Below are 23,300 nucleotides of genomic sequence, written 5' to 3' on the forward strand. Positions count from 1 at the left end.
CGTCCTCTCTTGGGCGGGTCGTCGACCCGCCTTTTTTTCAAGACGGCGCGGTATCTTCCGTACGGCCGGATCGGCCGGACAGGCGCACGGCTTGGGCCGGTGACGCGGGCGGGCGCCGTCCCTATAGTGGCCGTTTCTCCTGACCGGAATGCCGCCATGTCCTTCGCCGCCGAATCCGCCGCGTGGTATCTGCAACCGGGGCGGCAGCTCGCCGAGATCGACCGGCTGCTGACGCGGCCCGAGGCGCCGCAGCTGCACGCGGCGCGGCTGATCGAACGTGGCCGCTGCCTCGAGGCGCTGTGGCAGCCGCAGTCGGCGCTGAACGCCTACGCCGAGGCCGACGGCCTGCTCGGCAGCGGCGATACCGTCCTGCGCTGCCGCTTGCAGCTTGGCGCCGCAGCCATCCACTACGCCCATGCCGATTACGCCGCCGCGCTGCAGGCGTGGCAGCTGGCGCTGCCGCTGGCTGCAAACGACGCGCTGGCGACGAGCGAGGCGCTGCTCGGCCTCGGGCGCGTCTGCCAGGCCCTCGGTGGCGCCGACGCGGCGCTGGGCTACAACGCCTCGGCGCTGAGCGCGGCCAATGCCGCCGGCGACAGCCGGCTGCAGGCGATGGTGGCGCTCAATGTCGTCGCCAGCCTCAATGCGCTGGGCCGTTACGACGAGATGGCGGCGACGCTCGCCGACGCGGCGCGGCTGATCGCGGCAACGCCGGGCAGGCCGTTCGAGGCCGAATGGCAGGTCTATGCCGCCATCGTCGCGCAGGCGGGCAACCGGCTGCGCGAGGCCGGACGCGGACTCGAGATCGCGCTGGCGCTGGCCGACGGCGCCAACAACCACTGGGTCCGTGCGTTCGCGCTGCTGCAGCTGGGCAGGCTGCGCGCACGGCTGCACGACGGCCGCGGCGCGCTGGCCGCGCTGCATGCCGCGCGCGAGATCGGCGAAGCCATGGGTATCGCGCACACGCTGATGGACATCCATGCCCAGCTCGCCAGAATCAACGAGGCACAGGGCAATCTCGGCGACGCGCTCGAGCACTGCAAGCTGCACCACCAGTACTACCGCTGGGCGCACGAGGGCCTGAACCGCGACCTGCTGGCGATGCTGGTGCCGGCCGGCCCCACCCACTGACCGCGGGCGAGACCGGCGTGCTGCCGGATCGGCGCAGTGGGCCGGGCAGCGGCCGATGCCGCGCCTATCCTGATAGCTGATCCGCTCGCCAGGAGCTTGCCGCACCCATGCTGTTCCGCCTTCTGGCCGACGCCGTACTGCTGATCCATCTGGCGTTCATCGTGTTCGCGCTGTTCGGCGGGCTGTTCGCCTTGCGCTGGCGCTGGGCGCCGCTGGTCCATCTGCCGGCCGCGGCCTGGGGCTTCTTCGTCGAACTGACCGGCCGCATCTGCCCGCTGACCCCGCTCGAGAACGCGCTGCGCGCGCGCGCCGGCCAGGTCGGCTACAGCGGGAGCTTTATCGAGCATTACCTGCTGCCGCTGATCTACCCGGCCGGGCTGACGCGGGATGTACAATCGCTGCTGGCCGGCATCGTCGTGCTGGTCAATGTCGCGATCTACGTGTGGCTGTTCGCGCGTCGGCGCCGCTGAACCCGCCGCATCCGGAATGCCCATGCCCCTAAGCCTCCATCAAGCCTCGGTACCCGTCTTCGTCCGCTATCTCGACCGGCTGGCCGCCATCGTCGCCGGCGTCGATCCGGCGCTGCTCGACGCGCGCCTGGCTCCCGACATGCACCCGTTCCGCTCGCAGGTCGCGATAGCCGCAAACTTCGCGCCGCGTGCGTGTTTTCCGCTCGCCGGCAAACCGGTGCCGGACCTGGGGGAAATGCCGCAGAGCGTTGAAGGATTGCTGGCGCGGATCGCACACGCCAAGGCGCTGGTCGAATCGCTGGCGCCGGACGAGTTCGACGCCGGCCGGGTGATCGAGGACGGCGCCGGGCAGGCGACGGTCGTGCTGCCGGCCGCCGATTTCCTGTGCCAGTACGCGCTGCCGAACTTCTTCTTCCACCTCACGACCGCATACGCGATCCTGCGCAGCCGTGGGGTAGCGGTCGGCAAGGGCGACTTCGACGGCTTCCACGCCTATCCGCGCTAGGCGCGGTCAGCGCGGCGATGCCTTGCAGCAGCCCTGCACATGGTCGTCGACCAGGCCGCAGGCCTGCATGAACGCATAGCAGGTCGTGCTGCCGACGAAGCGGAAACCGAGTTTCTTCAGCCGCTTCGACAGCAGGTCCGACTCCATCGTGCTTGCCCGCACCTCGGCCAGCGCGGCCGGCGCGTTGACCTTGGTGCGGCCGCCGACGACGTCCCAGACGATGCGGGCCAGCGTCTCGCCTTGCGCGTGCAGGTCCAGCAGCACCCGGGCGTTGCCGATGATGGCCTCGATCTTGCCGCGATGGCGGATGATGCCCGCATCGAGCACCAGCCGCTCGACATCGTCCGGCGTGAACGCGGCGATCGCTGCGGCGTCGAAATTGCAGAAAGCGCGGCGGTAGCCGTCGCGCTTCTTCAGCACCGTCAGCCACGACAGCCCGGCCTGCATGCCCTCGAGGCAGAGCATCTCGAACAGCGTGCGCTCGTCATGGCAGGGCACGCCCCACTCGTCGTCGTGGTAGGCGATATAGAGCGGGTCGGTCGACAGCCAGCCGCAGCGCGGCCGGCCGTCGTCACAGACGATAACGTTCGACTTCACGGTTCATCTCCCCGGCCAGCCGGTCGAGTTCGCGCGCCGAGCTGGCGGTCTGCTGCGCGGCGCTGCTGCTCGCTTCGGACATCTGTGCAATCCGCTCGACCAGTTGGGCGATATTGTTGCTTGCGGCGCTCTGCTCGCGGATCGCGCCGCTGATGTCGGCGACGTGTTCGACCACCGCGCTCGAGCCGCTGCGGATCGCGCCGATCGCCGTGCCGGCTTCGCGCGCCTGTGCGACGGCGCCTTCGACCTCGGTGACCACGGCGCTCATCCGTTCGACCGCGGCCAGCGCACCCTGCTGGATCGCGGCGACGGTGCTCGAGATCTCGCGCGTCGACACCGCGGTGCGTTCGGCGAGCTTGCGCACCTCGTCGGCGACGACGGCAAAGCCGCGGCCGGTTTCGCCGGCGCGCGCCGCTTCGATCGCCGCATTCAGCGCCAGGAGGTTGGTCTGGTCGGCGATGTCCTTGATCACGCCGACGACGGCGTTGATGTCGGCGCTCTTTTCCTTCAGCGCGTCGATCTCGCCGGCCGCTTCGCGCACGGTGCCCGAGATCGCGTCGATGCGCGTGACGCTGGCGTCGATCACCTGCGCGCCGGTGCCGGCCTGGCGGCCCGATTCGCGCGAAATCTGGTCGGCCTCGGACGCGCGGTCGGCGATATGGCCGATGCTGACGGTGACTTCCTCGACCGTCGCCGCCATGCTCGAGGCCGCTTCGCTGGTGCTGCCGGCGTTCTGCGACATGCTGCTGGCCGCGCGCGACACCTCGCCGGTGGCGCCGCCGATGGTGCGGATATGGCCCGACATGTCCTTCAGGCTCTGGCGGGTGCGGTCGAGCAGGCGGTTGAAGGCGGTGACGGTCTGGGCGATCTCGTCATTGCCGCGCACCGGCACGCGGCGGGTGAAGTCGAGGCTGGCCTCGATCTCGCCCACGGTCTGCTGCATCGCCAGCAGCGGCTGGCGGATCGAGCGGTAGAGCAGGGCGCCGAAAATGGCGAGTGCGATCGCGGCGACGGCGATGGTGCCGATCATCACGTTGCGGGCGGTGGCCTCGCTGGCGAGGATCGCGTCCTGCTGCACCCTGGCCTCGTGCTGGTTGTGCGCGTGGATCGCGGCCAGCGCCTTCTCGGTCGCGATCGCGGCATCGCGGCCCTGATGGGCGATCTGCGCCTGCGCGTCGGCGGTGTCGCCGGCCCTGGACTTGGCGAGGATGTCGTCGTAGATCGTGTGGAACGATTGCAGCGTGGTCTTGAATTCGGCGAAGCGTTGCCGGTCCTCGCTGTCGCTGTGGACCTTTTCGTATTCGGCGTTGATCTGGTCGATCGCCGCACGGCGCTTGCCGATTTCGTCGGCGAGCTTTGCACGGGCGTCCGGGTTCTGCTCGACAATGTACTGCGCGACGAGGATCTGCTCGATCTTGTAGTTGTTGTTGATGTCGTTGCCCTTGTTCAGGCCGTCGAACGCATCGTCGACGAGCAGGGCGACGCTGGTTTCGATCTGCCTGAGGACGACGGTGCCGGCAACGCCGACGATGACGAGCGCGGCGATGGCGGCGATGATCAGGGCGATCAGCCTCTGTCCGATATTCATGGTGGCTTTCCTTACTGGTTGGGCAACGGCGCGCTGCCCTCCCTTATCGGCACAAACGAGCCGAAATTGAGACGGGAACGGGTCGGAAAGCCGAAACGACGGGCGAAATCGCCATCGCGGGCTTCTTGGCTCCGTTGCGCCGGGGGTGTAAGTCTGCCGCGGTTGATCTTGAAAATGATAGCTTTTCTCAATATCATGCGCGAATGGTTCTCAATAACGATTTCAGCTGGCGCGCCAGCCCGGTGCTGGTCGGCGTGGCCGGCGTGCATCTGCTGGCGCTCTACCTTGTCGTCAGCAGCTTCGTCGCGACGACGCCGCCGCAGATCATCCAGCCGTCGCTGATGTTCGCGACGCTGAGCGAGCCGGCGCCCGAAGCCGCGCCGCAGGCCGCGCCGCAGCCGCAGCCCAAGCCCCGGCCGGTCAAGCCCAAGTCCGAGCCGGTCAAGCAGCAGGCCAAGCCCGCACCCAAGCCGGTCGCCAAGACGACGACCAGCGACAAGGCGCTGCACGACAGCCGCCCGGCCGAGCCGGAAGCGGCGAAAGCGGCCGAACCCGCGGCACCGGCCGTACCGGCGGCGCCCGAAAAGGCCACGGCGCCCGCCGCCGCTGCAGCACCGGTCAGCGAGACCGCGCCGTCGTTCCATGCCAACTATCTGGCCAATCCCGAGCCGCCGTATCCGCCGCAATCGCGCGCGCTCGGCGAGGAGGGGGTGGTGACGCTGCGGGTGAAGGTCGGCGAGAACGGCCTGCCGATCTCGGTCGAAGTCGCCAAGTCGAGCGGCTTCCCGCGGCTCGACGCAGTCGCGAGAAACACCATCAAGAACCGCTGGAAGTTCGTTCCGGCCAAGAAGGGCAATGACGCCGTCGTCGGCACCGTGCTGGTGCCGATCGAGTTCAAGCTCAACAACTGATCACCGTACCCGCAAAGCCCCGTCCGCATGGGCGGGGCTTTGCTTTGCCCGCACGGCAGGACGTTGTCCTGAAAGCGGGCTGGCCGGCGCTCTCGTACCGGTCACGACATCACCAAAACCATAAATCAATACCAGTGGGGCAATACGAAATGAGGGAAATCAACCGCAGCAAGAGCCCGGTCCGGCATCTTGCCAAGGTTCCGGTCGCGGCCGCGTTCGCATCGGTCGTCGGCGCGGCCGGCATGGCGCAGGCCGCAGACACGACGCTGTCGACGGTGCAGGTCACCGCCGATCGCAAGGGCGACCCGAAGGGCACCGCCGACACCTACAACGCGCCGGTCACCACCGTCGGCCGCACCGCGCAGGCCGCGCGCGACATCCCGCAGTCGACGACCAGCGTGACGCGCGAAATCATGAACGACCAGGGCGCGAACAACCTGAAGGACGCGCTGCGCAACGTCGCCGGCGTGACGTTCACCGCCGGCGAAAACGGCCGCTCGGGCGATGCGATCTCGCTGCGCGGCTTCTCCGCGACAACCGACCTCTTCCTCGACAATATCCGCGACACCGGCCAGTACAACCGCGACACCTTCAACATCGACCGCGTCGAAGTGCTGCGCGGCCCGTCGTCGATGATCTACGGCCGCGGCTCGACCGGCGGCGTGATCAACCAGGTCAGCAAGACGCCGTTCCAGAGCGACGCCAGCTCGGTGACGCTGGGCATCGGTACCGAGGATTACTACCGCTTCGAGGGCGACATCAACAAGGGCCTGAGCGACACCGCCGGCCTGCGCATCAACCTGATGGGCCAGGACAGCGAATCGACCCGCGACGGCGGCGAAGCCAAGCGCTGGGGCGTGGCGCCGTCGGTGACTTTCGGCATCGGCGAGCCGACCGAAGTCACGTTCTCGTACTTCCACATGCAGGAAAACAACATCCCCGACTACGGCGTGCCGTACCTGCGCGGCACCGACGGCATCGGCCGGCCGCTGCCGGTCGACCCGAAGACCTACTACGGCCTGCCCGAGTGGGACTACGAGGACACCAAGACCGACGTCGTCAGCGCCAAGGTCTCGCACCAGTTCACGCCGGACATCAAGGTTACCAACAACACCCGTTACGGCCGCTACTGGCGCGAGATCTGGCCGAGCCCGCCGCGCATGGGCAGCGGCGTGACCGCCGCCAACGTCACCGACAACTCGCTGGTCACGCGCTCGCGCAACGGCGGTCGTGAAGGGCTCGACGAGATCCTGACCAACGTCACCGACGCGACGTTCAACTTCGATACCGGCACGATCCGCCACCAGGTGCTCGCCGGCCTCGAGCTGACGCGCGAAACGTCGGAAACCACCCGCTGGGGTAACGTCGTGGCACCGCCGCCGGCGACCGTCGGCAACCCGAACAACCACCCGGCCATGCCGGCACCGATCAAGAACTACACGACCAACGTGCAGTTCGATTCGAACAACGTCGCCGTCTACCTGCAGGACTTCATTGCGCTGACGCCGCAATGGAAGTTCCTGATCGGCGCACGCTGGGACTACCTCGACGCCGACTACGACACCAAGACCTTCGCGACCAAGACGACGACCAACGTCAAGCGCACCGACAGCGAGTGGAGCTGGCGTACCGGCCTGATCTACCAGCCGGACGCGATCCAGTCGTACTACGTGTCGTACGGCACCTCGTTCAACCCGTCGGCCGAGGCGTACTCGCTCGATCCGAAGGGCGCCAACACGCCGCCGGAGTCCAACCGCAACTACGAACTCGGCGCCAAGTGGGAGCTGTTCGAAGGCGACCTGAGCCTGCGCACCGCGCTGTTCCGCACCGAGAAGTACAACGAGCGCAACACCGACCCGCTGGTCAGCGACCGCTATGTGCTGTCGGGCAAGCGCACGACCGACGGCCTCGAAGTCGAAGTCGCCGGCCGGATCACCGAAAAGTGGAACGTGTTCGCCGGCTGGGCATGGATGGACGCCGAGATCACCGAAACCGCGATTGCGGCCGAGAAGGGCAAGACGCCGCTGAACACGCCGGACTACACCGCAAGCCTGTGGACGACCTACCAGATCGACACGTTCTGGAAGGCCGGTTTCGGCGCCAACGCGATCGGCGAGCGCTACGCCAACAACCTCAACACCACCGTGGTGCCGAGCTATGTGCGCTGGGACGCGATGGTCGAGTGGAACTACCGCGACTACAGCGTGCAGCTGAACGTCTACAACCTGTTCGACAAGACCTACTACGACAGCGTCTACGGCGGTCACATCGTGCCGGGCAACACCCGCTATGCGCATCTGAGCGGTACCTACCGCTTTTAATGTGAAAGGTCTGCGGTTGATATAATCGTGACCATCGCCGCCGCGCTCGCAAGGGTGCGGCGGTTTTTCATTCAAGGAATCATCATGCTGCTGCACATCCCGAACGTCCTCGACCGCGAAACCGCGCTGGCGTGCCGCGAACGGCTGGCCGGTGCCGGCTGGGTCGACGGCCGCATCACCTCGGGCACGCAGTCGGCACAGGTCAAGCGCAACCTGCAACTGCCGACCGAAGACCCGGTGTCGCAGGACGTCGCCAATGTGATCCTGCGGGCGCTCGAGCAGAACGGCGTGTTCTTCTCGGCCGCGCTGCCGAAGAAGGTCGTGCCGCCGCAGTTCAACTACCACGAAGGCGGAATGCACTTCGGCAACCACGTCGACAACGCGGTCCGGACGATGCCCGGCACCGGCGAGTGGGTCCGTACCGACCTGTCGGCGACGCTGTTCTTCACCGACCCCGACGAGTACGACGGCGGCGATCTGGTGATCGAGGACACCTACGGCCTGCACGCGGTCAAGCTCGCCGCCGGCGACCTGATCCTCTATCCGTCGACCAGCCTGCACCGGGTCGAGCCGGTGACGCGCGGCGCGCGCATGGTCGCGTTCTTCTGGGTGCAGAGCATGGTGCGCGACGACGCGCAGCGCGGCCTTCTGTTCGACCTCGACACCAATATCCGCGACATCCGCAACCGTCATGGCGAGGATGCGGCCGCGGTCGGCCTGACCAACGTCTACCACAACCTGCTGCGGCAATGGGTCGAGGTCTGAGCGGCGGGGCACCGGCGCCGCCGGGCCTTTGATGCCGCAGGCAGGGCGCCCGCCCGCCAGTGCGCCGGCGCTTGCGGTATACTCTCCGGTTTGTTTGCGGAGGGCTGAACATGCCGATTTATGCTTACCGCTGCTCGTCCTGCGGTCACGACGGCGAACACATGCAGAAAATGGCCGATGCGCCGCTCGAGCAATGCCCGAGCTGCCACGCCCGGACTTACCAGAAACAGGTCACCGCTGCCGGTTTCCAGCTCAAGGGCTCGGGCTATTACGTGACCGATTTCAAGAACGGCCCGGCACCGTCCGGCGGCGCCTGCGGTTCGGGCAACTGTGGCCACGCCCACTGATACGGACATGATGGCCAGCCTGAAAAAATACCTGCTGACCGGCGTGCTGATCTGGGTGCCGCTGGCGATCACCATCTGGGTGCTGCAACTGATCATCGGCACGATGGATCAGATCGGCGAGCTGTTGCCGACGCCGATGCGCCCCGACTACTGGCTGCTGCAGCGGCTGTCCAACGACCTGCCGTGGCTGGCCGACAAGCACGCGATCCCGGGCTTTGGCGTGGTGCTGACCGCGGTGGTGGTGCTGATCACCGGCCTGATCGCCCACAACATCATCGGCCGGCAACTGCTGCTGCTCGGCGAATGGGTGCTCAACCGCATTCCCATTGTCCGTTCGATCTATTCGAGCGTGAAGCAGGTGTCGGACACGCTGTTCTCCGATTCCGGCCAGGCGTTCCGGACCGCGGTGCTGGTGCAGTTTCCGCACCAGGGCACCTGGGCGGTCGGCTTCGTGACCAGCCAGGTCGGCGGCGAAATCGCCGACAAGCTCGGCCACGAAATGATCTCGGTCTTCGTGCCGACAACGCCGAACCCGACGTCGGGCTTCCTGTTCATGGCGCAGAAATCCGCCGTGCACGAACTCGACATGAGCGTCGACGAAGCGCTCAAGTATGTGATTTCCCTCGGCGTGGTTTCCCCGAACGGCAAGCCCGTCGCCGCGCCGACCGCCGCAGCCCAGCCTGTGGCCTGACTCAATACCATCAAGGACTAGACTTCAATGCGTACCGATTACTGCGGCTTGATCGACCAGCGTTACCTTGGCCAGACCGTCGTGCTCCAGGGCTGGGCCCACCGTCGTCGCGACCACGGCGGCGTGATCTTCATCGACCTGCGCGACCGCGAAGGCATCGTCCAGGTCGTGATCGACCCGGATACCCCCGAAGCGTTCAAGCTCGCCGACTCGTCGCGCAGCGAATACGTGCTGCAGATCACCGGTCTTGTCCGCAACCGTCCGGAAGGCACGACCAATGCCAAGATGATCTCGGGCCAGATCGAAGTGCTGGCCAAGGACATCGTGATCCTCAACAAGGCCGACACGCCGCCGTTCCAGATCGACGATGAAAACCTGTCGGAGAACGTCCGGTTGCAGAACCGCGTGATCGACCTGCGCCGCCCGGCGATGCAGAAGAACCTGCGCCTGCGCTACAAGGTGGCGCTGCTGGTGCGCAACTTCCTCGACAGCAAGGGCTTCATCGACATCGAAACCCCGATGCTGACGCGCTCGACCCCCGAGGGGGCGCGCGACTACCTCGTGCCGAGCCGCGTGCACGACGGCCAGTTCTTCGCGCTGCCGCAATCGCCGCAGCTGTTCAAGCAGCTCTTGATGGTCGCCGGCTTCGACCGCTACTACCAGATCACCAAGTGCTTCCGCGACGAGGACCTGCGCGCCGACCGTCAGCCCGAATTCACCCAGATCGATATCGAGACCTCGTTCCTGAACGAGGCCGAGATCATGGGCATCACCGAGGAAATGGCCCGCCACGTCTTCAAGGAAGCGATCGGCGTCGACCTCGGCGAGTTCCCGCGCATGCAGTTCGACGACGCGATGTTCTACTACGGTTCGGACAAGCCGGACCTGCGTGTCGACCTCAAGTTCACCGAACTGACCGACGTGATGAAGACCGAGGAGTTCAAGGTCTTCCGCGGCGCCGCCGACATGGATAATGGCCGCGTCGTCGGCCTGCGCATCCCGGGCGGCGCGACGTTCAGCCGTTCGGAAATCGACGCGTACACGCAGTTCGTCGGCATCTACGGTGCCAAGGGCCTGGCCTACATCAAGGTCAACGATGTTGCCAACATCAGCAACGACCCGGACAACTCGGGCCTGCAGGCGCCGATCGTCAAGTTCCTCAGCAACGACGCGCTGAAGGCGATCATCGAGCGCACCGGCGCGCAGAACGGCGACATCATTTTCTTCGGCGCCGACAAGCGCAAGGTCGTCGACGAGGCGATCGGCGCTCTGCGCATCAAGATCGGTCACGAGAAGGGCGAGGCCGGTGGCTACTTCAAGAAGGAATGGAAGCCGCTGTGGGTCGTCGACTTCCCGATGTTCGAGTACGACGAAGACGGCAAGCGCTGGAACGCCTGCCACCACCCGTTCACCTCGCCGAAGGCCGAGCACCTCGAGCTGCTGAAGACCGATCCGGGTGCCTGCAAGGCGCGTGCCTACGACATGGTGCTGAACGGCTGGGAAATGGGCGGCGGTTCGGTGCGTATCCACCAGGCCGACGTGCAGTCGACGGTGTTCGACGCGCTCGGCATCGGCGAGGAAGAAGCGCAGAACAAGTTCGGCTTCCTGCTCGACAACCTCAAGTTCGGCGCACCGCCGCACGGCGGCCTGGCCTTCGGCCTCGACCGTCTGGTCACGCTGATGACCGGCGCCGAGTCGATCCGCGACGTGATCGCCTTCCCGAAGACCCAGCGTGCCCAGTGCCTGCTGACGAACGCGCCGAACGCGGTCGACGAGAAGCAGCTGCGCGAGCTGCACATCCGGCTGCGCAACCCGGTGCAAACGGCGTAATCCGTTCCGTATCGTGCAACAGTCGAAAAGGCGCCCGTCGGGGCGCCTTTTCTTTTGCCGGCATTTTCCGGTAAATTAACAAAATCTTACTTATTTGTTGGTTTGGTGCGGAAAATGGACCGGTTGAATAGTCATGTGACTTACCGCTGTGGTCATACCCTGCAACCGCTGGCACACGCCTTCGAGCAGCACGAAGCCTTCCTAATCCGGGTCGCCTTCCCGTGCCCGGCATGCATTGCCGAAATCAGCCGCCGCGCCAGTCTGGACACCCAGGCCTACGTCAACATGCAGCAGCTCTCGCCGGGGATGGCGGCCTTCGTCATCGAGGTCGACCAGACCCACGACGAGTTCGGCAAGCTGCTGGCCGCGATCGGTTATGCCCGGCGCGGCAGGTCGCGCGACGAACTGACGCCGGGCATCGAGGTCGTCGGCGACGATGGCTGCGTCTGGCGCAAGGAGCTGTGGTTCGCGACCAATACCGACCCGCGCCACGTCGTCGCGCTGATCCAGCACGTCAAGCTCGAAGCGAGCTGGCTGGGCGGCTACCTGTCACGCGGACTCGCCGCGGTCCAGTATTTCGCCTTCCCCGGCGAGGGGTGAACAGGGTGAACAACAACCGGGCCAAGGCCCGGTTTGTTCATTGTGCGGGGGCGAACAGCCCGGTCCACAGCGCGCGGACCGCGGCCAGCGCATCGGCGAGCGTCGCCAGCGTCGCCGCGCTCGGCGCGGTGCCGTTGAGCCGGCTCGCGTGCTGCAGTCGCCGGAGCTCGCGGTAGGCGGTTTGCGCCTGAGCGGCCAGCCCGGTGTCGATCAGCCCGTCGCGTGCGGCGAAGCCGAGCAGCGCGATATTGCCGAGGTTGCCGGTCAGATCCGGGTGGCGGTGCGCGTGGGCGAGGACCAGGTACTGGACAATGAACTCGATGTCGACGATGCCGCCGCGGCAATGCTTGACGTCATCAATCTTGGCCGGATGCGTTTCGAGCATCCGCTCCCGCATCCGCACGACTTCGTCGCGCAGCGGGGCGAGGTCGCGCTCGCCGCGCAGGATGTCGCTCCTCGTCGCTTCGAACGCAACGCCGATCGTCGTTTCACCGCAGACGAAGCGCGCCCGGGTCAGTGCCTGGTGTTCCCATACCCACGCCGATTTTCGCTGGTATTCGGCGAAGGCCTCGACGCTCGATACCAGCAGGCCGGACGTGCCGTTCGGCCGCAGCCGCAGGTCGATGTCGTAGAGCGTGCCGGCCGACGTCAGTGTCGTCAGCCAGGTGACGATCTTCTTGGCGAGCCTGGCGTAGTTTTCCGGTGCGTCCGGATGCGGGTCGTCATACAGGTAGACGAGGTCGAGGTCCGAGCCGTAGCCCAGCTCCTTGCCGCCGAGCTTGCCGTAGCCGATGGCGGCGAAGCGCGGAACGTCGCAGTGCCGCTTGGGCAGCTCGCGCCAGACCTCGGCGATCGTCACCGCGAGGATCAGGTCGGCGAGCGCCGACAGGTGGTCGGATACGTGTTCCAGCGGCAGCGAGCCGGACAGGTCCTGCGCGACGATGCGGAACACCTGGGTATGCTGGAAATGCCGCAGGCAGTCCATCTTCGCCTCGGTATCGTCGCCGAGCTCGGCGATCTCCTGCCGCAGTATCTTGCCCAGCCGCACCCAGTCCGGCGCCTGGTACAGCAGCCGGGCGTCGAGCAGCTCGTCGAGCAGGATCGGGTGGCGGGTCAGGTATTCCGAGACCCAGGGGCTGGCGCTGTAAAGTTCGGCGAGCCGGTTCAGCGTCTGCGGGTGTTCGGCGAGCAGCGCCAGATACGATTCGCGCCGGCCGATTGCTTCGAGCAGCCCCAGTAGCCGCGAGAGCGTGTCGTCCGGATTCGGATAGCCGGCAGCGACGCCGATCAGCGCAGGCAGGATGTGGTCGACGCGCTGGCGGCAGCGGTCGGGCATCTGCTGGTAGCGGTTGCCGCCGGCGAAGGCGGCAAGCTTGCGTGCCATCTCGACGGCGTCGCGGTAGCCCTTGGCGGCGAGTGCATCGGGCGCCTGTTCGCCGTCGCGTGCCTGCTGCCACGCGCCGTCGTCGGCGCCGCCGGTCGCTTCCTGCGGCAGGCCGAAGATCTGCTCGAACTGCAGCGTGACGCGTTCGCGGTGGCTGGCCAGCGCCGTGCAGAACGCCGGCCAGTCGGCATAGCCCATGCTGGTGGCGATTCGGGCACGGTCGTCGTCGTTCGCTGGCAGCGTCTGCGTCTGGGCATCGTCGATGTACATCAGCCGGTGTTCGACATTGCGCAGGAAGGCGTAGGCCGCTTGCAGCTCGGCGACGGTTTCCGGTGCGAGCAGCCCCTGGTGGCCGAGTTCGGCGAGCGTGCCGCGGGTTTCGCGCTGCGTCAGCGCCTTGTTGCGGCCGCCGCGGATCAGCTGGAAGACCTGGCCGATGAACTCGATCTCGCGAATCCCGCCCGGGCCGAGCTTGATGTTGTCGATCCGGTCGCGCCGCTGCACCTCGCGGCGGATCTGGCTGTGCAGCTCGCGCATCGACTGGTAGGCGCCGTAGTCGAGGTATTTGCGGTAGACGAAGGGGCGGATCAGCTGCATCAGTGCCTCGCCGTCGCCGGTCAGCGCGCGGCCCTTGATCCATGCATAGCGTTCCCACTCGCGGCCCTGGGTGATCAGGTAGTTCTCGAGCGCGGCAAACGAGCACACCAGCGGCCCGGAATCGCCGAAAGGCCGCAGCCGCATGTCGACGCGGAAAACGAGGCCGTCCTCGGTCGCCTCGTCGATCAGTTGGATCAGCTTCTTGCCGATGCGGGCAAAGTACTCGTGGTTGGTCAGGCTGACGTCGCCGTCGGTATTGCCGTCCTCGGGATAGACGAAGATCAGGTCGATATCGCTCGAGACGTTGAGCTCGCGCCCGCCGAGCTTGCCCATGCCGACGACGATCAGTTCCTGCACCTCGCCGCTGTCCTCGCCGATCGGCTGCCCCGGGCGGGTCTCGTTGCGCGTGACGAAGGCCAGCGCATGCTGGACCGCGAGCTCGGCGAGGTCCGAGACCGTGTGGACCGCTTCGTCGAGATCGGCGAGGCCTTCGAGCTCGCGGGAGATCAGCCTTGCCATCACCGCCTGCCGCAAGCGGCGCAGCCGGCGCTTGAACGCAGCGTCGTCGCCGACGTCGCCGAGCAGCCGCAGCGACATCTCGGCGCGCGTGAACGGCTGGTACAGGTGGGCGGCGGTTTCGGCGGCCAGCTCGGGGTGGCGGGTGAACAGCCGTTGCAGATAGCGGCTGTGCGCCAGTGCGGGGGCCAGTGTGGTCGGAGTCACAGTTTCACTGCTCATGGGGCGGGTCTGTTCGCGGTAGAATCGACGACCGTTTACGCTAGCACAATCGGCCCGCCCCGGGCTTTCCGGCACTCCCATGTTTGTTGATTTTCGTCGCCTTTCGCCCGCTTTGCGCTGCCGGTCCACCTCCTGTTCTGGCCCGGCGCGATGAGCGCGTCGCTGCCGCGCCGCGCCGCGCACCTGTTGTACCGGCTGGCCCAGTGGCACGGCCGGCTGCTGCTGTGGCTGGCGGCGGTGATCGGCGCGCTGCTGCTGCTGGTCGCGGCGGTCTGGCAGTTCTACCTGGTGCCGCGACTCGATGAATTCCGGCCACAGATCGTCGCCATGCTGTCGTCGGCCAGCGGCATGCCCCTGCAACTCAAGCACATCGAGGGCGGCTGGCGCGGCGGGCGGCCGCGGCTGACGATGGACGGCGTCAGCGTGCTCGATGCGTCGGGTGCGGCCGCGCTCAAGCTCGACCGGCTCGACGTCGACCTGACCTGGTGGTCGCTGTTCGTCGGCCAACTCCATTTCAAGAGCCTGCGGCTGCAGGCACCGCAGGTCGCCCTGTCGCGCGATGCCGCCGGCCGGCTGCATCTGGGCGCGCTGGCGCTGCACACCCGCCACGACGGCGGCGGCAACCGTTTCGTCGACTGGTTGCTCGAGCAGGGCGAGGTCAGCGTGCTAGGCGGTGAGCTGGTCTGGGACGATGCGCTGACCGAGGCCGGGCCGCAGCACTTTTCCAATGTCGCGTTCACATTGACGAACTGGCTGGGTCGGCATCGCGTCAAACTGTCGCTGACGCCGCCTGCGGCGATGGCCGCACCGCTGACGCTGGAAAGCCGGTTCAGCGGTGACAGGCTGGCCGAGTTCGCCGACTGGCGCGGTTCGTTCGATATCGTGCTCGAGCGCGCGGACCTGGCGCAGGTCTGGGCGCAGATTCCGCCGGCACAGCGGCCGTTGACCATGCTCGCCGGCCACGCCGGCGGGCGGCTGTCGTTCGATTTTGCCAAGGGCCGGGTCGGCGCCGCACAACTGGACCTGAACGGCCGGGACTGGGCGACGCAGATCGACGGCAAGCCGGTCACGCTGGCGATGTTCGACGGCAAGGTCGCATTCGAACACAACGCCCGGCTGCGCCGCGTCGACTTCACCATCGCCCGTGCCGAGCGGCAGGACGGCCTGCTGTGCAGCAACTGCACGCTCGGCTACCGCGAAACGGGGCAGGAGCACCGGATCAGCGCACGCGGCTGGCGGCTCGATACGCTGGCCGCCTATCTGCCGGCGTTGCCGTCGTCGTGGGCCGAGCGGCTGGGCACGCTGCAACTGGGCGGCCTGCTCAAGGACGGCGAGCTGAGCTGGACCGGCAGCGGCGGCGCACCGACCGAGTACGCGGGCCGGATGGCGCTGTCCGGCGCCAAGCTGGCCGGCCTGGGCGACGTGCCGGGTATCTCGGGTGCCGACGTCTGGCTGCAGTTCGATCAGGGCCGCGGCGCACTGCAGCTGACCAGCAACAAGCTCGGCGTCGAGTGGGACCAGCTTGTCGAACCGCTGATCTTCGACAAGGCCGCGATCAACGTCGACTGGACACGGCAGGGCAGCGACTGGCGTTTCAAGGCGTCGAAGCTGACGCTGGCGAACCGCGATGTCGAATTCGACCTCAAGGGGGCTTACCGCTACGGCGACGACGACGAGCTCGACCTGAGCGGGCGCATCGGCCGGCTGACCGCGTCACGAGCCTATGCCTACCTGCCGCGCGAGGCCGGCGCCGAGACGCTGGTCTGGCTCAAGCGGGCGCTGAAAGCCGGCGAGGGGCTCGACGGCAAGGTCACCGTGCGCGGGCCGCTGGCCGGGTTCCCATATCCGGACGACAAGGGCGGGCGCTTCCAGATCACCGCGCTCGCGCGCGGCGTGACGCTCGATTTTGCCGACGGCTGGCCGCCGATCACCGGTATCGACGGCGTGCTCGATTTCCACGGCAACCGGATGGATATCCGCGCCGACCGCGGCGCCCGGATCATGGGGGCGACGCTGGCGCCGGTACACGTGGCGATCGCCGACCTGGCGCATTCGCCGCTGCTCGAGATCGACGGCGCCGCCGAAGGCACGACGACGGCCTTTGTCGACTTCCTGCGGCAAAGCCCGCTGCACGCGCAGACCGGCGCCTACGTCGACGGACTCAAGGCCGACGGCGACGGACGGCTGGCGCTCAAGCTCGGCGTGCCGCTCGACAACCCCGACGCGACCAAGGTCGACGGCCGCTACCGCTTTCGCGAGAACCGGCTCGATTTCGGCGGCGGCGTGCCGACGCTGGCGCGCGCTTCGGGCGAGCTCGGCTTTACCGAGCACCGCTTCGCGCTGCGCGACGCCAGCGCCCAGGTGCTCGGCGGCGGCGCGACGATGTCCGGCACGACCGGCAGCGACGGCAAACTGAGGCTGCAACTGGCCGGCCAGGTCCAGCTCGCCGAGGTGATGCGCCGCTACCCGTTCGCGCTGGCGCCGCACATCAAGGGCGCGGCGGCGTACAGCGGCCAGCTCGAACTGAGCGACGCCGGCTATGCGTTGACATTGCAATCGCCACTTGCGCAGGCCGCGCTCGACCTGCCGGCACCGCTCGGCAAGCGGCTCGGCGAAACGCGGCCGCTGCGGCTGCAACTGGCCGGCGACAAGACAGGCAGCCGCATCGACTTCGGCTACGGCAATCTGCTGGCGGCGGCGCTGCGCCTGCCCGACAAGGGGCCGGCCAGCGGCCAGTTGATGCTCGGCAGCGCCACCGCACCGGCGCCGCAGCGGCCGGGCTTCGTTGTCGGCGGCGGCTGGCCGGCGATCGACGCGCAGGCGTGGGCCAGAGCGGTGCCGTCGAATGCCGGCGGCGCCGATCCGCTGACGCTGTCCGGCGACCTGGCCTTCGGCAGTGTCTCGGGCTGGGGGCGCCAGCTCAACGCGGTCAAGCTCCGGTTTGCCGGCGATGGCCGCAACTGGCAGGGCGAGGTCGATGCGCGCGAACTTGCCGGCAAGCTCGCCTGGGATGACCGCGGCAGCGGCAAGCTCAGCGCCCGGATGGCCCGGATGGCCCTGCCCCTGAAGCAGGCCGATGCGGCCGGCGCCGTCCCCGCAGCCCCGACGCCGGCCGCGACCGGTGCGCGCCCCTTGCCGTCGCTCGATATCGCCGTCGCCGATCTGCGCTACAAGTCGCTGCAACTGGGCCGGATGAGCGTCGCGGCGACCCAGCAGGGCGATGAATGGCGGCTCGACAAGGTCGAACTCGTCAATCCGGACCTGAACCTGACGATGACCGGCGGCTGGCGCCAGGGCGAGCACGTCAGCGGCCGGATCGAGGCGAGCACGCCGAGCGCCGGCAACCTGCTCGGCCGGCTTGGGTATCCGGACACGGTCAAGCGCGCGCCGGCGAAGTTCAGCGGCGAGCTCGGCTGGAACGGGCCGCTGTTTCCGCCGGACCTCAATACGATGCGCGGGACGATGTCGCTCGACGTCGGCGCCGGCCAGTTCGCCAAGATCGACCCGGGCGTCGCGCGCTTTCTGTCGGTGCTGAGCCTGCAGGCGCTGTCGCGCCGGGTGCAGCTCGATTTCCGCGACGTGTTCTCGAGCGGCTTCGAATTCGACGCGATCACCGGCAAGGCGCAGATCGACAAGGGCATCGCCCGGACCGACGACCTGGTGATCGCCGGCCCGGCCGCGCAGGTGCTGTTCCGCGGCAACGCGAACTTCGTCGCCGGCACGCAGAATCTGCGGGTGCGGATCGTGCCGGTGATCGGCGACACCGTCGCGATCGCAACCGGCATCATCAATCCGGTCATCGGCGTTGCGGCATTTTTGCTACAACGCGCACTCAAAGACCCACTCGGTCAACTGGTTGCCTATGAATACGATATCAGCGGCACGATGAGCGACCCGCAGATCCAGCGGGCGCAGCAAAGCCCCGTTGATCGTTTGCACAATGTCGAACAGGGGATGCGACGATGAACACCACGACCGCAGCGGCGATCCAGATGGTTTCGACCCCGGATGTCGCCGACAACCTCAGGACCGCCGCCGGACTGATCGAACGGGCGGCGGGCGACGGCGCCACGCTGGCGGTGCTGCCCGAGTACTTCGCGATCATGGGGCAGCGCGATACCGACAAGCTCGCCATCGTCGAAGCGTTCGGCAACGGGCTGATCCAGGACTTCCTCGCCGACCAGGCCGAACGCCACGGCATCTGGCTCGTCGGCGGCACGGTGCCGCTGGCGGCGCCGGGCGCCAGACGCATCCGCAATGCCAGCCTGGTATTCGACCCGGCCGGCATCTGCGTCGGCCGCTACGACAAGATCCACCTGTTCGGCTTCGACAACGGCAGCGAGCATTACGCCGAGGCCGACACGATCGAGGCCGGCGACACGCCGCTGGTGATCGACACGCCGTTCGGCCGGCTCGGTGTTGCCGTCTGCTACGACCTGCGCTTTCCCGAGCTGTTCCGTACCGTCGGCGAGGTCGACATCTGGGTGCTGCCGGCGGCGTTCACCGCAACGACCGGCCGTGCGCACTGGGAAACGCTGCTGCGGGCGCGGGCGATCGAGAACCAGTGCTTCATCGTCGCCGCCGGCCAGGGCGGCGTCCACTCGACCGGGCGCGAGACCTGGGGGCACAGCCTGATCGTCGATCCGTGGGGCCAGGTGCTCGCGTGCCGCGAGACCGGCGCCGGCCTGGCCAGTGCCGAACTCAAGGCCAGCCAGCTCGAGCGCGTGCGCAAGGTCTTGCCGGCGCTGACCCACCGCCGGCTGTAGCACGGGCCGTCCGCCGGCTGTGCTGCCGTGCTTGCGGCTGCGGCGAGTCTCCGGTTCACGCGATCGTTGAGCTGCGCACGGCGGAAAACTGCGGCATCGGCCGTGCCATGCTGCCGGCGGCGGGAACCCCGGCGCCGTCCGAAGGCCAAACGGCAAGTGGCATCGTCGCCTTGCTTTGCAACGGCGCTTGACGGATGCTTGAGCCCTTTTTCGCAGGTGAAGCCCATGACCGCGCTCCAGACCGCCCACAGCATGCTGCTCACGCCGTTCGGCCTCGACGACAAGCGGCTCGACCAGGTGTTCGGTGCGCTGATGCACCACGACCTCGATTATGCCGACCTCTACTTCCAGTACAGTCGCGCCGAGGCATGGAGCCTGGACGAGGGCATCGTCAAGTCCGGCAGTTTCCACATCGACCAGGGCGTCGGCGTGCGGGCGATCTCGGGCGAGAAGACCGCCTTCGCCTATTCGGACGACATCGGCCTGCAGCCCTTGCTCGACGCCGCCGGCGCGACGCGCGCGATCGGCCGTCAGGGCGGCAACGGCGTCGCGGTCCGCCACCTGCCGGTGCCCGGACACGCGCTGTACCGGCCGGTCGACCCGCTTGCCAGCCTGAACGAAGCGGCCAAGGTCGCCCTGCTCGAGCAGCTTGAACGGATCGCGCGAGCGCTCGACCCGCGCGTCGTCCAGGTGATGGCGAGCCTCGCATCCGAGTACGAAGTGATTTTCGTCGCGCGCCACGACGGCCATCGCGCCGCCGACGTGCGCCCGCTGGTGCGGCTGAGCCTGCAGGTCATCGTCGAGCAGGACGGCCGGCGCGAGCAGGGCGGCGCCGGCGGCGGCGGCCGTTTCGACTATGCGTATTTCAGTGACGATGTGCTTGCCGACTACGCGAAGAAGGCCGTCGACCAGGCCTTGCTGAACCTCGACGCCCGGCCGGCGCCGGCCGGCGAGATGACCGTGGTGCTTGGCAACGGCTGGCCCGGCATCCTGCTGCACGAGGCGATCGGCCACGGCCTCGAAGGCGACTTCAACCGCAAGGGCTCGAGCGCGTTTTCGGGCAAGATCGGCCAGCGCGTCGCCAGCGCCGGCATCACCGTGATCGACGACGGCACGATTCCCGATCGCCGCGGCTCGCTCAACGTCGACGACGAAGGCAATCCGACCAATCGCACCGTGCTGATCGAGGACGGCATCCTCAAGGGCTATATGCAGGACAGCCTGAACGCACGGCTGATGGGCATGCCGCTGACCGGCAACGGCCGGCGCGAAAGCTATGCCCACCTGCCGATGCCGCGGATGACCAACACCATCATGCTCGGCGGCGACAAGGACCCGGGCGAGATTCTTGCGTCGGTCAAGCGCGGGCTGTACGCGGCCAATTTCGGCGGCGGTCAGGTCGACATCACCAGCGGCAAGTTCGTGTTTTCGGCCGCCGAAGCGTGGTACGTCGAGGACGGCAAGCTGCTGTATCCGGTCAAGGGCGCGACCCTGATCGGCAACGGCCCGGACGTGCTCACCCGCGTGTCGATGATCGGCAACGACATGGCGCTCGACCCGGGCGTCGGCACCTGCGGCAAGGAAGGCCAGAGCGTGCCGGTCGGTGTCGGCCAGCCGACGCTGCGTGTCGACGGCGGCCTGACCGTCGGCGGCACCGCGTGACGGACACGCTCTACCTGCTGACCCCGGGTTACGACGTCGACGGCCATGGGCCGCACTTCTGCGCCGACTGCGCGACCGTCGAAGGCTTCCTCGCCTACTACCCGCAGCTCGCCGGGCTTTTCGCGATCAAGCGCATCGGCTTCAGCCGGCCGCGGCCCGAACTGGTGCCGCTGCTGGGTGAAGCGCATCAGGGCTGCCCGGTGTTGGTGCTCGGCGCCGACAGCACGTTTGACGCCGATCTGCCGGTCCTGAGTGCCAACGGCCGGCGCTTCATCGACGAACCGAAGGCGATCCTGCGCTATCTGGGTCGCAAGCACGGCGTCGGCACGCCGTCCTGAGCGCCGCTGACAAAACCCTGCTGGCTGCGTTGTACTTGCTTGCCGTACCACTTGTACTGTCGGCGCTTTGTACGCCTTGCCAGCACCGCTGTGCCGGGTTTTGCCAGCGGCTTCAAATGGCGGGTTGCGGACTTTCCCGATACGGCAGGGCATGACGGCAGCGTAAGCTGCCGTTGTCGTTTCCAGGGATAGAGGCATGGTCCGCTTTGGCAGTATCCGCGCCGGCAACGGCGCGCTGGTCGGCACGCTGACGCTCGACGCGCCGGCCCGGCTCAACGCGCAGACGCTGGCGATGGTCGACGCGATGCTTGCGCAGCTCGACGCATGGCAGGCCGATCCCGAGGTCGTCGCCGTGCTGGTCTCGGCGTCCGGCCAGCGTGCCTTCTGCGCCGGCGGCGACATCCGCGCGCTGTACGACGCGATGGTCACGCCCGGCCATCTCGACCGCGGCGACCGCTTCTTCACGCACGAATACCTGCTGTGCCACCGTATCCGCCATTTCCCGAAGCCGGTGATCGCCTGGGGATTCGGCGCGATCATGGGCGGCGGCTGGGGGCTGTACTCGTCGGCGAGCCACCGGCTGTTGACGGCCGACGCGCAACTGGCGATGCCCGAGGTCTCGATCGGCCTGTTCCCGGACGTCGGTGCCAGCCGCTGGCTGCATGCGCTGCCCGACGGACTCGGACGCTTCCTTGCGCTGACCGGCAGCCGGATCAACGCCGCCGATGCGCTGGCCAGCGGTGCGGCGCACGGCCTTGCCGACGCCGGCGCACGCGCAGAGCTCGACAAGGCGCTGGCGGCGCTGCACTGGCTGGGCGAGCGTCGCCACGACGACGACATGCTGGACGACTGGCTCGCCGGATTCGCTCGCCGCCATCCGACGCCGGTGCCGGCGCCACACTGGTCGCACGAACGCCACCATGTCGAAGGCCTGGTCGGCGGCGACCGGCTCGACGATATCGATGCACGACTGCACCGCAATGCCGGGGACGAGGGCTGGCTGGCGCGCGGCTGTGCGCAGTACGCGGCCGGTTCGCCGACGTCGGCCGCGCTGATCTGGCGACTGGCCGAACGCGCACGCGAGATCGACGACGACGCGCTGCTGGCACTGGAAACCGAAACCGCACACTTTTGCCTGCGTCATGGCGACTTTCGCGAAGGCGTGCGCGCCAAGCTCGTCGACCGCGACGGCGCACCGCGCTGGCAGCCGGCGGCGCTGGCGGATGCACTGGCGCAGCCGCTGCCCTGCCAGCCGGCGTACAATGCCGCGCGCAGCACTTGAAACTTTTTGCTGCGGCGTCCATCTTATCGTTGCGGGAGTGCCCGCACATGACCATCTCCGGAGAGACCACAATGCAACTCAACACCGCCCGTTACGGCGGCGAATCGCTCGCCGTTGAGCGTAACCGAGTCCTGCGCAATACCTATTTCCTGTTGGCGCTGTCGATGCTGCCGACCGCCGCCGGCGCGCTGCTGGGCATTTCGATGCAGTTCGCGATGTCGCCGATGATGGGCGTGATCCTGTTCCTTGGCGTCAGCTTCGGTGCGTTCTTCGCGATCGAAAAAACCAAGAACAGCGGTATGGGCGTGGTGCTGCTGCTGGCGTACACCGGTTTCATGGGCCTGTGGCTGTCGCAGATCCTCCAGGTCGCGCTGCGCTTCTCCAACGGCGCGCAGATGATCGGCACCGCCGCAGTCGGCACCGCTGCGATCTTCTTCACGCTGTCGGCGATCGCGACGGTGACGAAGAAGGATTTCAGCTTCATGGGCAAGTTCCTGATGATCGGCGTCGTCATGCTGATCCTGGCCTCGCTCGGCAACCTGTTCTTCCAGATCCCGGCGTTGTCGCTGGCGATTTCGGCGGTGGCGGTGCTGATCTTCTCGGCGTTCATCCTCGTCGACACCAGCCGTATCGTGAACGGCGGCGAAACCAACTACGTGACCGCCACGCTGCAGCTCTACCTGAACATCTACAACCTGTTCATCAGCCTGCTGAACATCCTGATGGCGTTCTCGGGCAACAACCGCAACTGATCCGGCTTCACGTCCGATGCAACGG

The 23,300-nt window shown here is 67.5% G+C and carries 19 protein-coding genes; 16 read left to right on the forward strand and 3 right to left on the reverse strand.

Translation table 11 applies throughout. The annotated features are described in order from the left end of the window. The first annotated feature begins 156 nt into the window (after positions 1-156). From BJP62_RS15515 to BJP62_RS15525, 3 genes are all read left to right on the forward strand, one after another. A complete protein-coding gene (locus BJP62_RS15515) occupies positions 157-1,131 on the forward strand; it encodes a hypothetical protein (RefSeq protein WP_070531053.1) in 975 nt (324 codons plus the stop codon). Between the two features lie 107 nt (positions 1,132-1,238). Then, positions 1,239-1,601 (forward strand): DUF2784 domain-containing protein, encoded by a 363-nt coding sequence (locus BJP62_RS15520; protein ID WP_070531055.1) that lies wholly within the window; start codon positions 1,239-1,241, stop codon positions 1,599-1,601. 22 nt (positions 1,602-1,623) lie between these two features. Beyond that, a complete protein-coding gene (locus BJP62_RS15525; RefSeq protein WP_145927231.1) occupies positions 1,624-2,106 on the forward strand; it encodes a DUF1993 family protein in 483 nt (160 codons plus the stop codon). A 6-nt stretch (positions 2,107-2,112) separates the two neighbouring features. On the opposite strand, the gene BJP62_RS15530 is transcribed toward BJP62_RS15525, so the two are convergent. Next, positions 2,113-2,703, reverse strand: a complete 591-nt coding sequence (locus BJP62_RS15530) for a DNA-3-methyladenine glycosylase I (protein ID WP_236943616.1) — start codon at positions 2,701-2,703, stop codon at positions 2,113-2,115. Continuing rightward, positions 2,678-4,291, reverse strand: coding sequence for a methyl-accepting chemotaxis protein (locus tag BJP62_RS15535; protein WP_070531059.1), 1,614 nt, complete (start codon positions 4,289-4,291; stop codon positions 2,678-2,680). Before BJP62_RS15535 ends, BJP62_RS15530 begins: the two co-directional genes overlap by 26 nt. Before the next feature lie 203 nt (positions 4,292-4,494). Between BJP62_RS15535 and BJP62_RS15540 the strand changes: the two genes are divergently transcribed. The 7 genes from BJP62_RS15540 to BJP62_RS15570 all read left to right on the forward strand — a co-directional run bounded on the left by BJP62_RS15540 (position 4,495) and on the right by BJP62_RS15570 (position 11,756). Next, positions 4,495-5,202, forward strand: coding sequence for an energy transducer TonB (locus tag BJP62_RS15540; protein ID WP_070531061.1), 708 nt, complete (start codon positions 4,495-4,497; stop codon positions 5,200-5,202). Positions 5,203-5,351: 149 nt separating this feature from the next. Further along, entirely contained in the window at positions 5,352-7,523 is a 2,172-nt protein-coding gene (locus BJP62_RS15545) for a TonB-dependent siderophore receptor (RefSeq protein WP_070531062.1), read from the forward strand. A gap of 84 nt (positions 7,524-7,607) precedes the next feature. After that, positions 7,608-8,288 (forward strand): Fe2+-dependent dioxygenase, encoded by a 681-nt coding sequence (locus tag BJP62_RS15550; protein WP_070531064.1) that lies wholly within the window; start codon positions 7,608-7,610, stop codon positions 8,286-8,288. A 110-nt stretch (positions 8,289-8,398) separates the two neighbouring features. Beyond that, positions 8,399-8,635 (forward strand): FmdB family zinc ribbon protein, encoded by a 237-nt coding sequence (locus tag BJP62_RS15555; RefSeq protein ID WP_070531066.1) that lies wholly within the window; start codon positions 8,399-8,401, stop codon positions 8,633-8,635. Between the two features lie 10 nt (positions 8,636-8,645). Continuing rightward, positions 8,646-9,326 carry a DUF502 domain-containing protein gene (locus BJP62_RS15560; RefSeq protein ID WP_205701033.1) on the forward strand — a complete coding sequence of 227 codons (681 nt, stop codon included), beginning with the start codon at positions 8,646-8,648 and terminating at the stop codon, positions 9,324-9,326. 27 nt (positions 9,327-9,353) lie between these two features. Beyond that, positions 9,354-11,156: an aspartate--tRNA ligase gene (gene aspS, locus BJP62_RS15565; RefSeq protein ID WP_070531067.1), complete on the forward strand. Its 1,803-nt coding sequence runs from the start codon at positions 9,354-9,356 to the stop codon at positions 11,154-11,156. A 135-nt stretch (positions 11,157-11,291) separates the two neighbouring features. Then, positions 11,292-11,756, forward strand: a complete 465-nt coding sequence (locus BJP62_RS15570; protein ID WP_070531069.1) for a hypothetical protein — start codon at positions 11,292-11,294, stop codon at positions 11,754-11,756. A gap of 37 nt (positions 11,757-11,793) precedes the next feature. On the opposite strand, the gene glnE is transcribed toward BJP62_RS15570, so the two are convergent. After that, positions 11,794-14,475, reverse strand: coding sequence for a bifunctional [glutamate--ammonia ligase]-adenylyl-L-tyrosine phosphorylase/[glutamate--ammonia-ligase] adenylyltransferase (glnE, locus tag BJP62_RS15575; protein WP_070531070.1), 2,682 nt, complete (start codon positions 14,473-14,475; stop codon positions 11,794-11,796). 150 nt (positions 14,476-14,625) lie between these two features. On the opposite strand from glnE, the gene BJP62_RS15580 reads away from it, so the two are divergent. The 6 genes from BJP62_RS15580 to BJP62_RS15605 all read left to right on the forward strand — a co-directional run bounded on the left by BJP62_RS15580 (position 14,626) and on the right by BJP62_RS15605 (position 23,275). Further along, positions 14,626-18,441, forward strand: a complete 3,816-nt coding sequence (locus tag BJP62_RS15580; protein ID WP_070531072.1) for a YhdP family protein — start codon at positions 14,626-14,628, stop codon at positions 18,439-18,441. Next, a complete protein-coding gene (locus tag BJP62_RS15585; RefSeq protein WP_070531074.1) occupies positions 18,438-19,241 on the forward strand; it encodes a carbon-nitrogen hydrolase family protein in 804 nt (267 codons plus the stop codon). Before BJP62_RS15580 ends, BJP62_RS15585 begins: the two co-directional genes overlap by 4 nt. A 225-nt stretch (positions 19,242-19,466) precedes the next feature. Then, on the forward strand, positions 19,467-20,903 hold the full coding sequence (gene tldD / locus BJP62_RS15590) for a metalloprotease TldD (RefSeq protein ID WP_070531076.1): 1,437 nt from the start codon (positions 19,467-19,469) through the stop codon (positions 20,901-20,903). Beyond that, positions 20,900-21,241: a DUF3088 family protein gene (locus BJP62_RS15595; RefSeq protein WP_070531078.1), complete on the forward strand. Its 342-nt coding sequence runs from the start codon at positions 20,900-20,902 to the stop codon at positions 21,239-21,241. Before tldD ends, BJP62_RS15595 begins: the two co-directional genes overlap by 4 nt. 196 nt (positions 21,242-21,437) lie before the next feature. Further along, positions 21,438-22,523 carry an enoyl-CoA hydratase/isomerase family protein gene (locus BJP62_RS15600; protein WP_070531079.1) on the forward strand — a complete coding sequence of 362 codons (1,086 nt, stop codon included), beginning with the start codon at positions 21,438-21,440 and terminating at the stop codon, positions 22,521-22,523. A gap of 71 nt (positions 22,524-22,594) precedes the next feature. Beyond that, on the forward strand, positions 22,595-23,275 hold the full coding sequence (locus tag BJP62_RS15605; protein ID WP_070531081.1) for a Bax inhibitor-1/YccA family protein: 681 nt from the start codon (positions 22,595-22,597) through the stop codon (positions 23,273-23,275). Positions 23,276-23,300 lie beyond the last annotated feature (25 nt).

Source organism: Jeongeupia sp. USM3, from assembly GCF_001808185.1.
In the GTDB taxonomy this organism is placed as follows: domain Bacteria; phylum Pseudomonadota; class Gammaproteobacteria; order Burkholderiales; family Chitinibacteraceae; genus Jeongeupia.

What these genes read in the sequence shown, in the direction of transcription:
- BJP62_RS15580 (WP_070531072.1), top strand. Translation starts at nt 14,626, where the DNA reads ATGAGCGCGTCGCTGCCGCGCCGCGCCGCGCACCTGTTGTACCGGCTG.
- BJP62_RS15545 (WP_070531062.1), top strand. Translation starts at nt 5,352, where the DNA reads ATGAGGGAAATCAACCGCAGCAAGAGCCCGGTCCGGCATCTTGCCAAG.
- BJP62_RS15520 (WP_070531055.1), top strand. Translation starts at nt 1,239, where the DNA reads ATGCTGTTCCGCCTTCTGGCCGACGCCGTACTGCTGATCCATCTGGCG.
- glnE (WP_070531070.1), bottom strand. Translation starts at nt 14,475, where the DNA reads ATGAGCAGTGAAACTGTGACTCCGACCACACTGGCCCCCGCACTGGCG.
- BJP62_RS15525 (WP_145927231.1), top strand. Translation starts at nt 1,624, where the DNA reads ATGCCCCTAAGCCTCCATCAAGCCTCGGTACCCGTCTTCGTCCGCTAT.
- BJP62_RS15555 (WP_070531066.1), top strand. Translation starts at nt 8,399, where the DNA reads ATGCCGATTTATGCTTACCGCTGCTCGTCCTGCGGTCACGACGGCGAA.
- BJP62_RS15605 (WP_070531081.1), top strand. Translation starts at nt 22,595, where the DNA reads ATGCAACTCAACACCGCCCGTTACGGCGGCGAATCGCTCGCCGTTGAG.
- BJP62_RS15560 (WP_205701033.1), top strand. Translation starts at nt 8,646, where the DNA reads ATGGCCAGCCTGAAAAAATACCTGCTGACCGGCGTGCTGATCTGGGTG.
- BJP62_RS15535 (WP_070531059.1), bottom strand. Translation starts at nt 4,291, where the DNA reads ATGAATATCGGACAGAGGCTGATCGCCCTGATCATCGCCGCCATCGCC.
- tldD (WP_070531076.1), top strand. Translation starts at nt 19,467, where the DNA reads ATGACCGCGCTCCAGACCGCCCACAGCATGCTGCTCACGCCGTTCGGC.
- BJP62_RS15540 (WP_070531061.1), top strand. Translation starts at nt 4,495, where the DNA reads ATGGTTCTCAATAACGATTTCAGCTGGCGCGCCAGCCCGGTGCTGGTC.
- BJP62_RS15550 (WP_070531064.1), top strand. Translation starts at nt 7,608, where the DNA reads ATGCTGCTGCACATCCCGAACGTCCTCGACCGCGAAACCGCGCTGGCG.
- aspS (WP_070531067.1), top strand. Translation starts at nt 9,354, where the DNA reads ATGCGTACCGATTACTGCGGCTTGATCGACCAGCGTTACCTTGGCCAG.
- BJP62_RS15515 (WP_070531053.1), top strand. Translation starts at nt 157, where the DNA reads ATGTCCTTCGCCGCCGAATCCGCCGCGTGGTATCTGCAACCGGGGCGG.
- BJP62_RS15585 (WP_070531074.1), top strand. Translation starts at nt 18,438, where the DNA reads ATGAACACCACGACCGCAGCGGCGATCCAGATGGTTTCGACCCCGGAT.
- BJP62_RS15600 (WP_070531079.1), top strand. Translation starts at nt 21,438, where the DNA reads ATGGTCCGCTTTGGCAGTATCCGCGCCGGCAACGGCGCGCTGGTCGGC.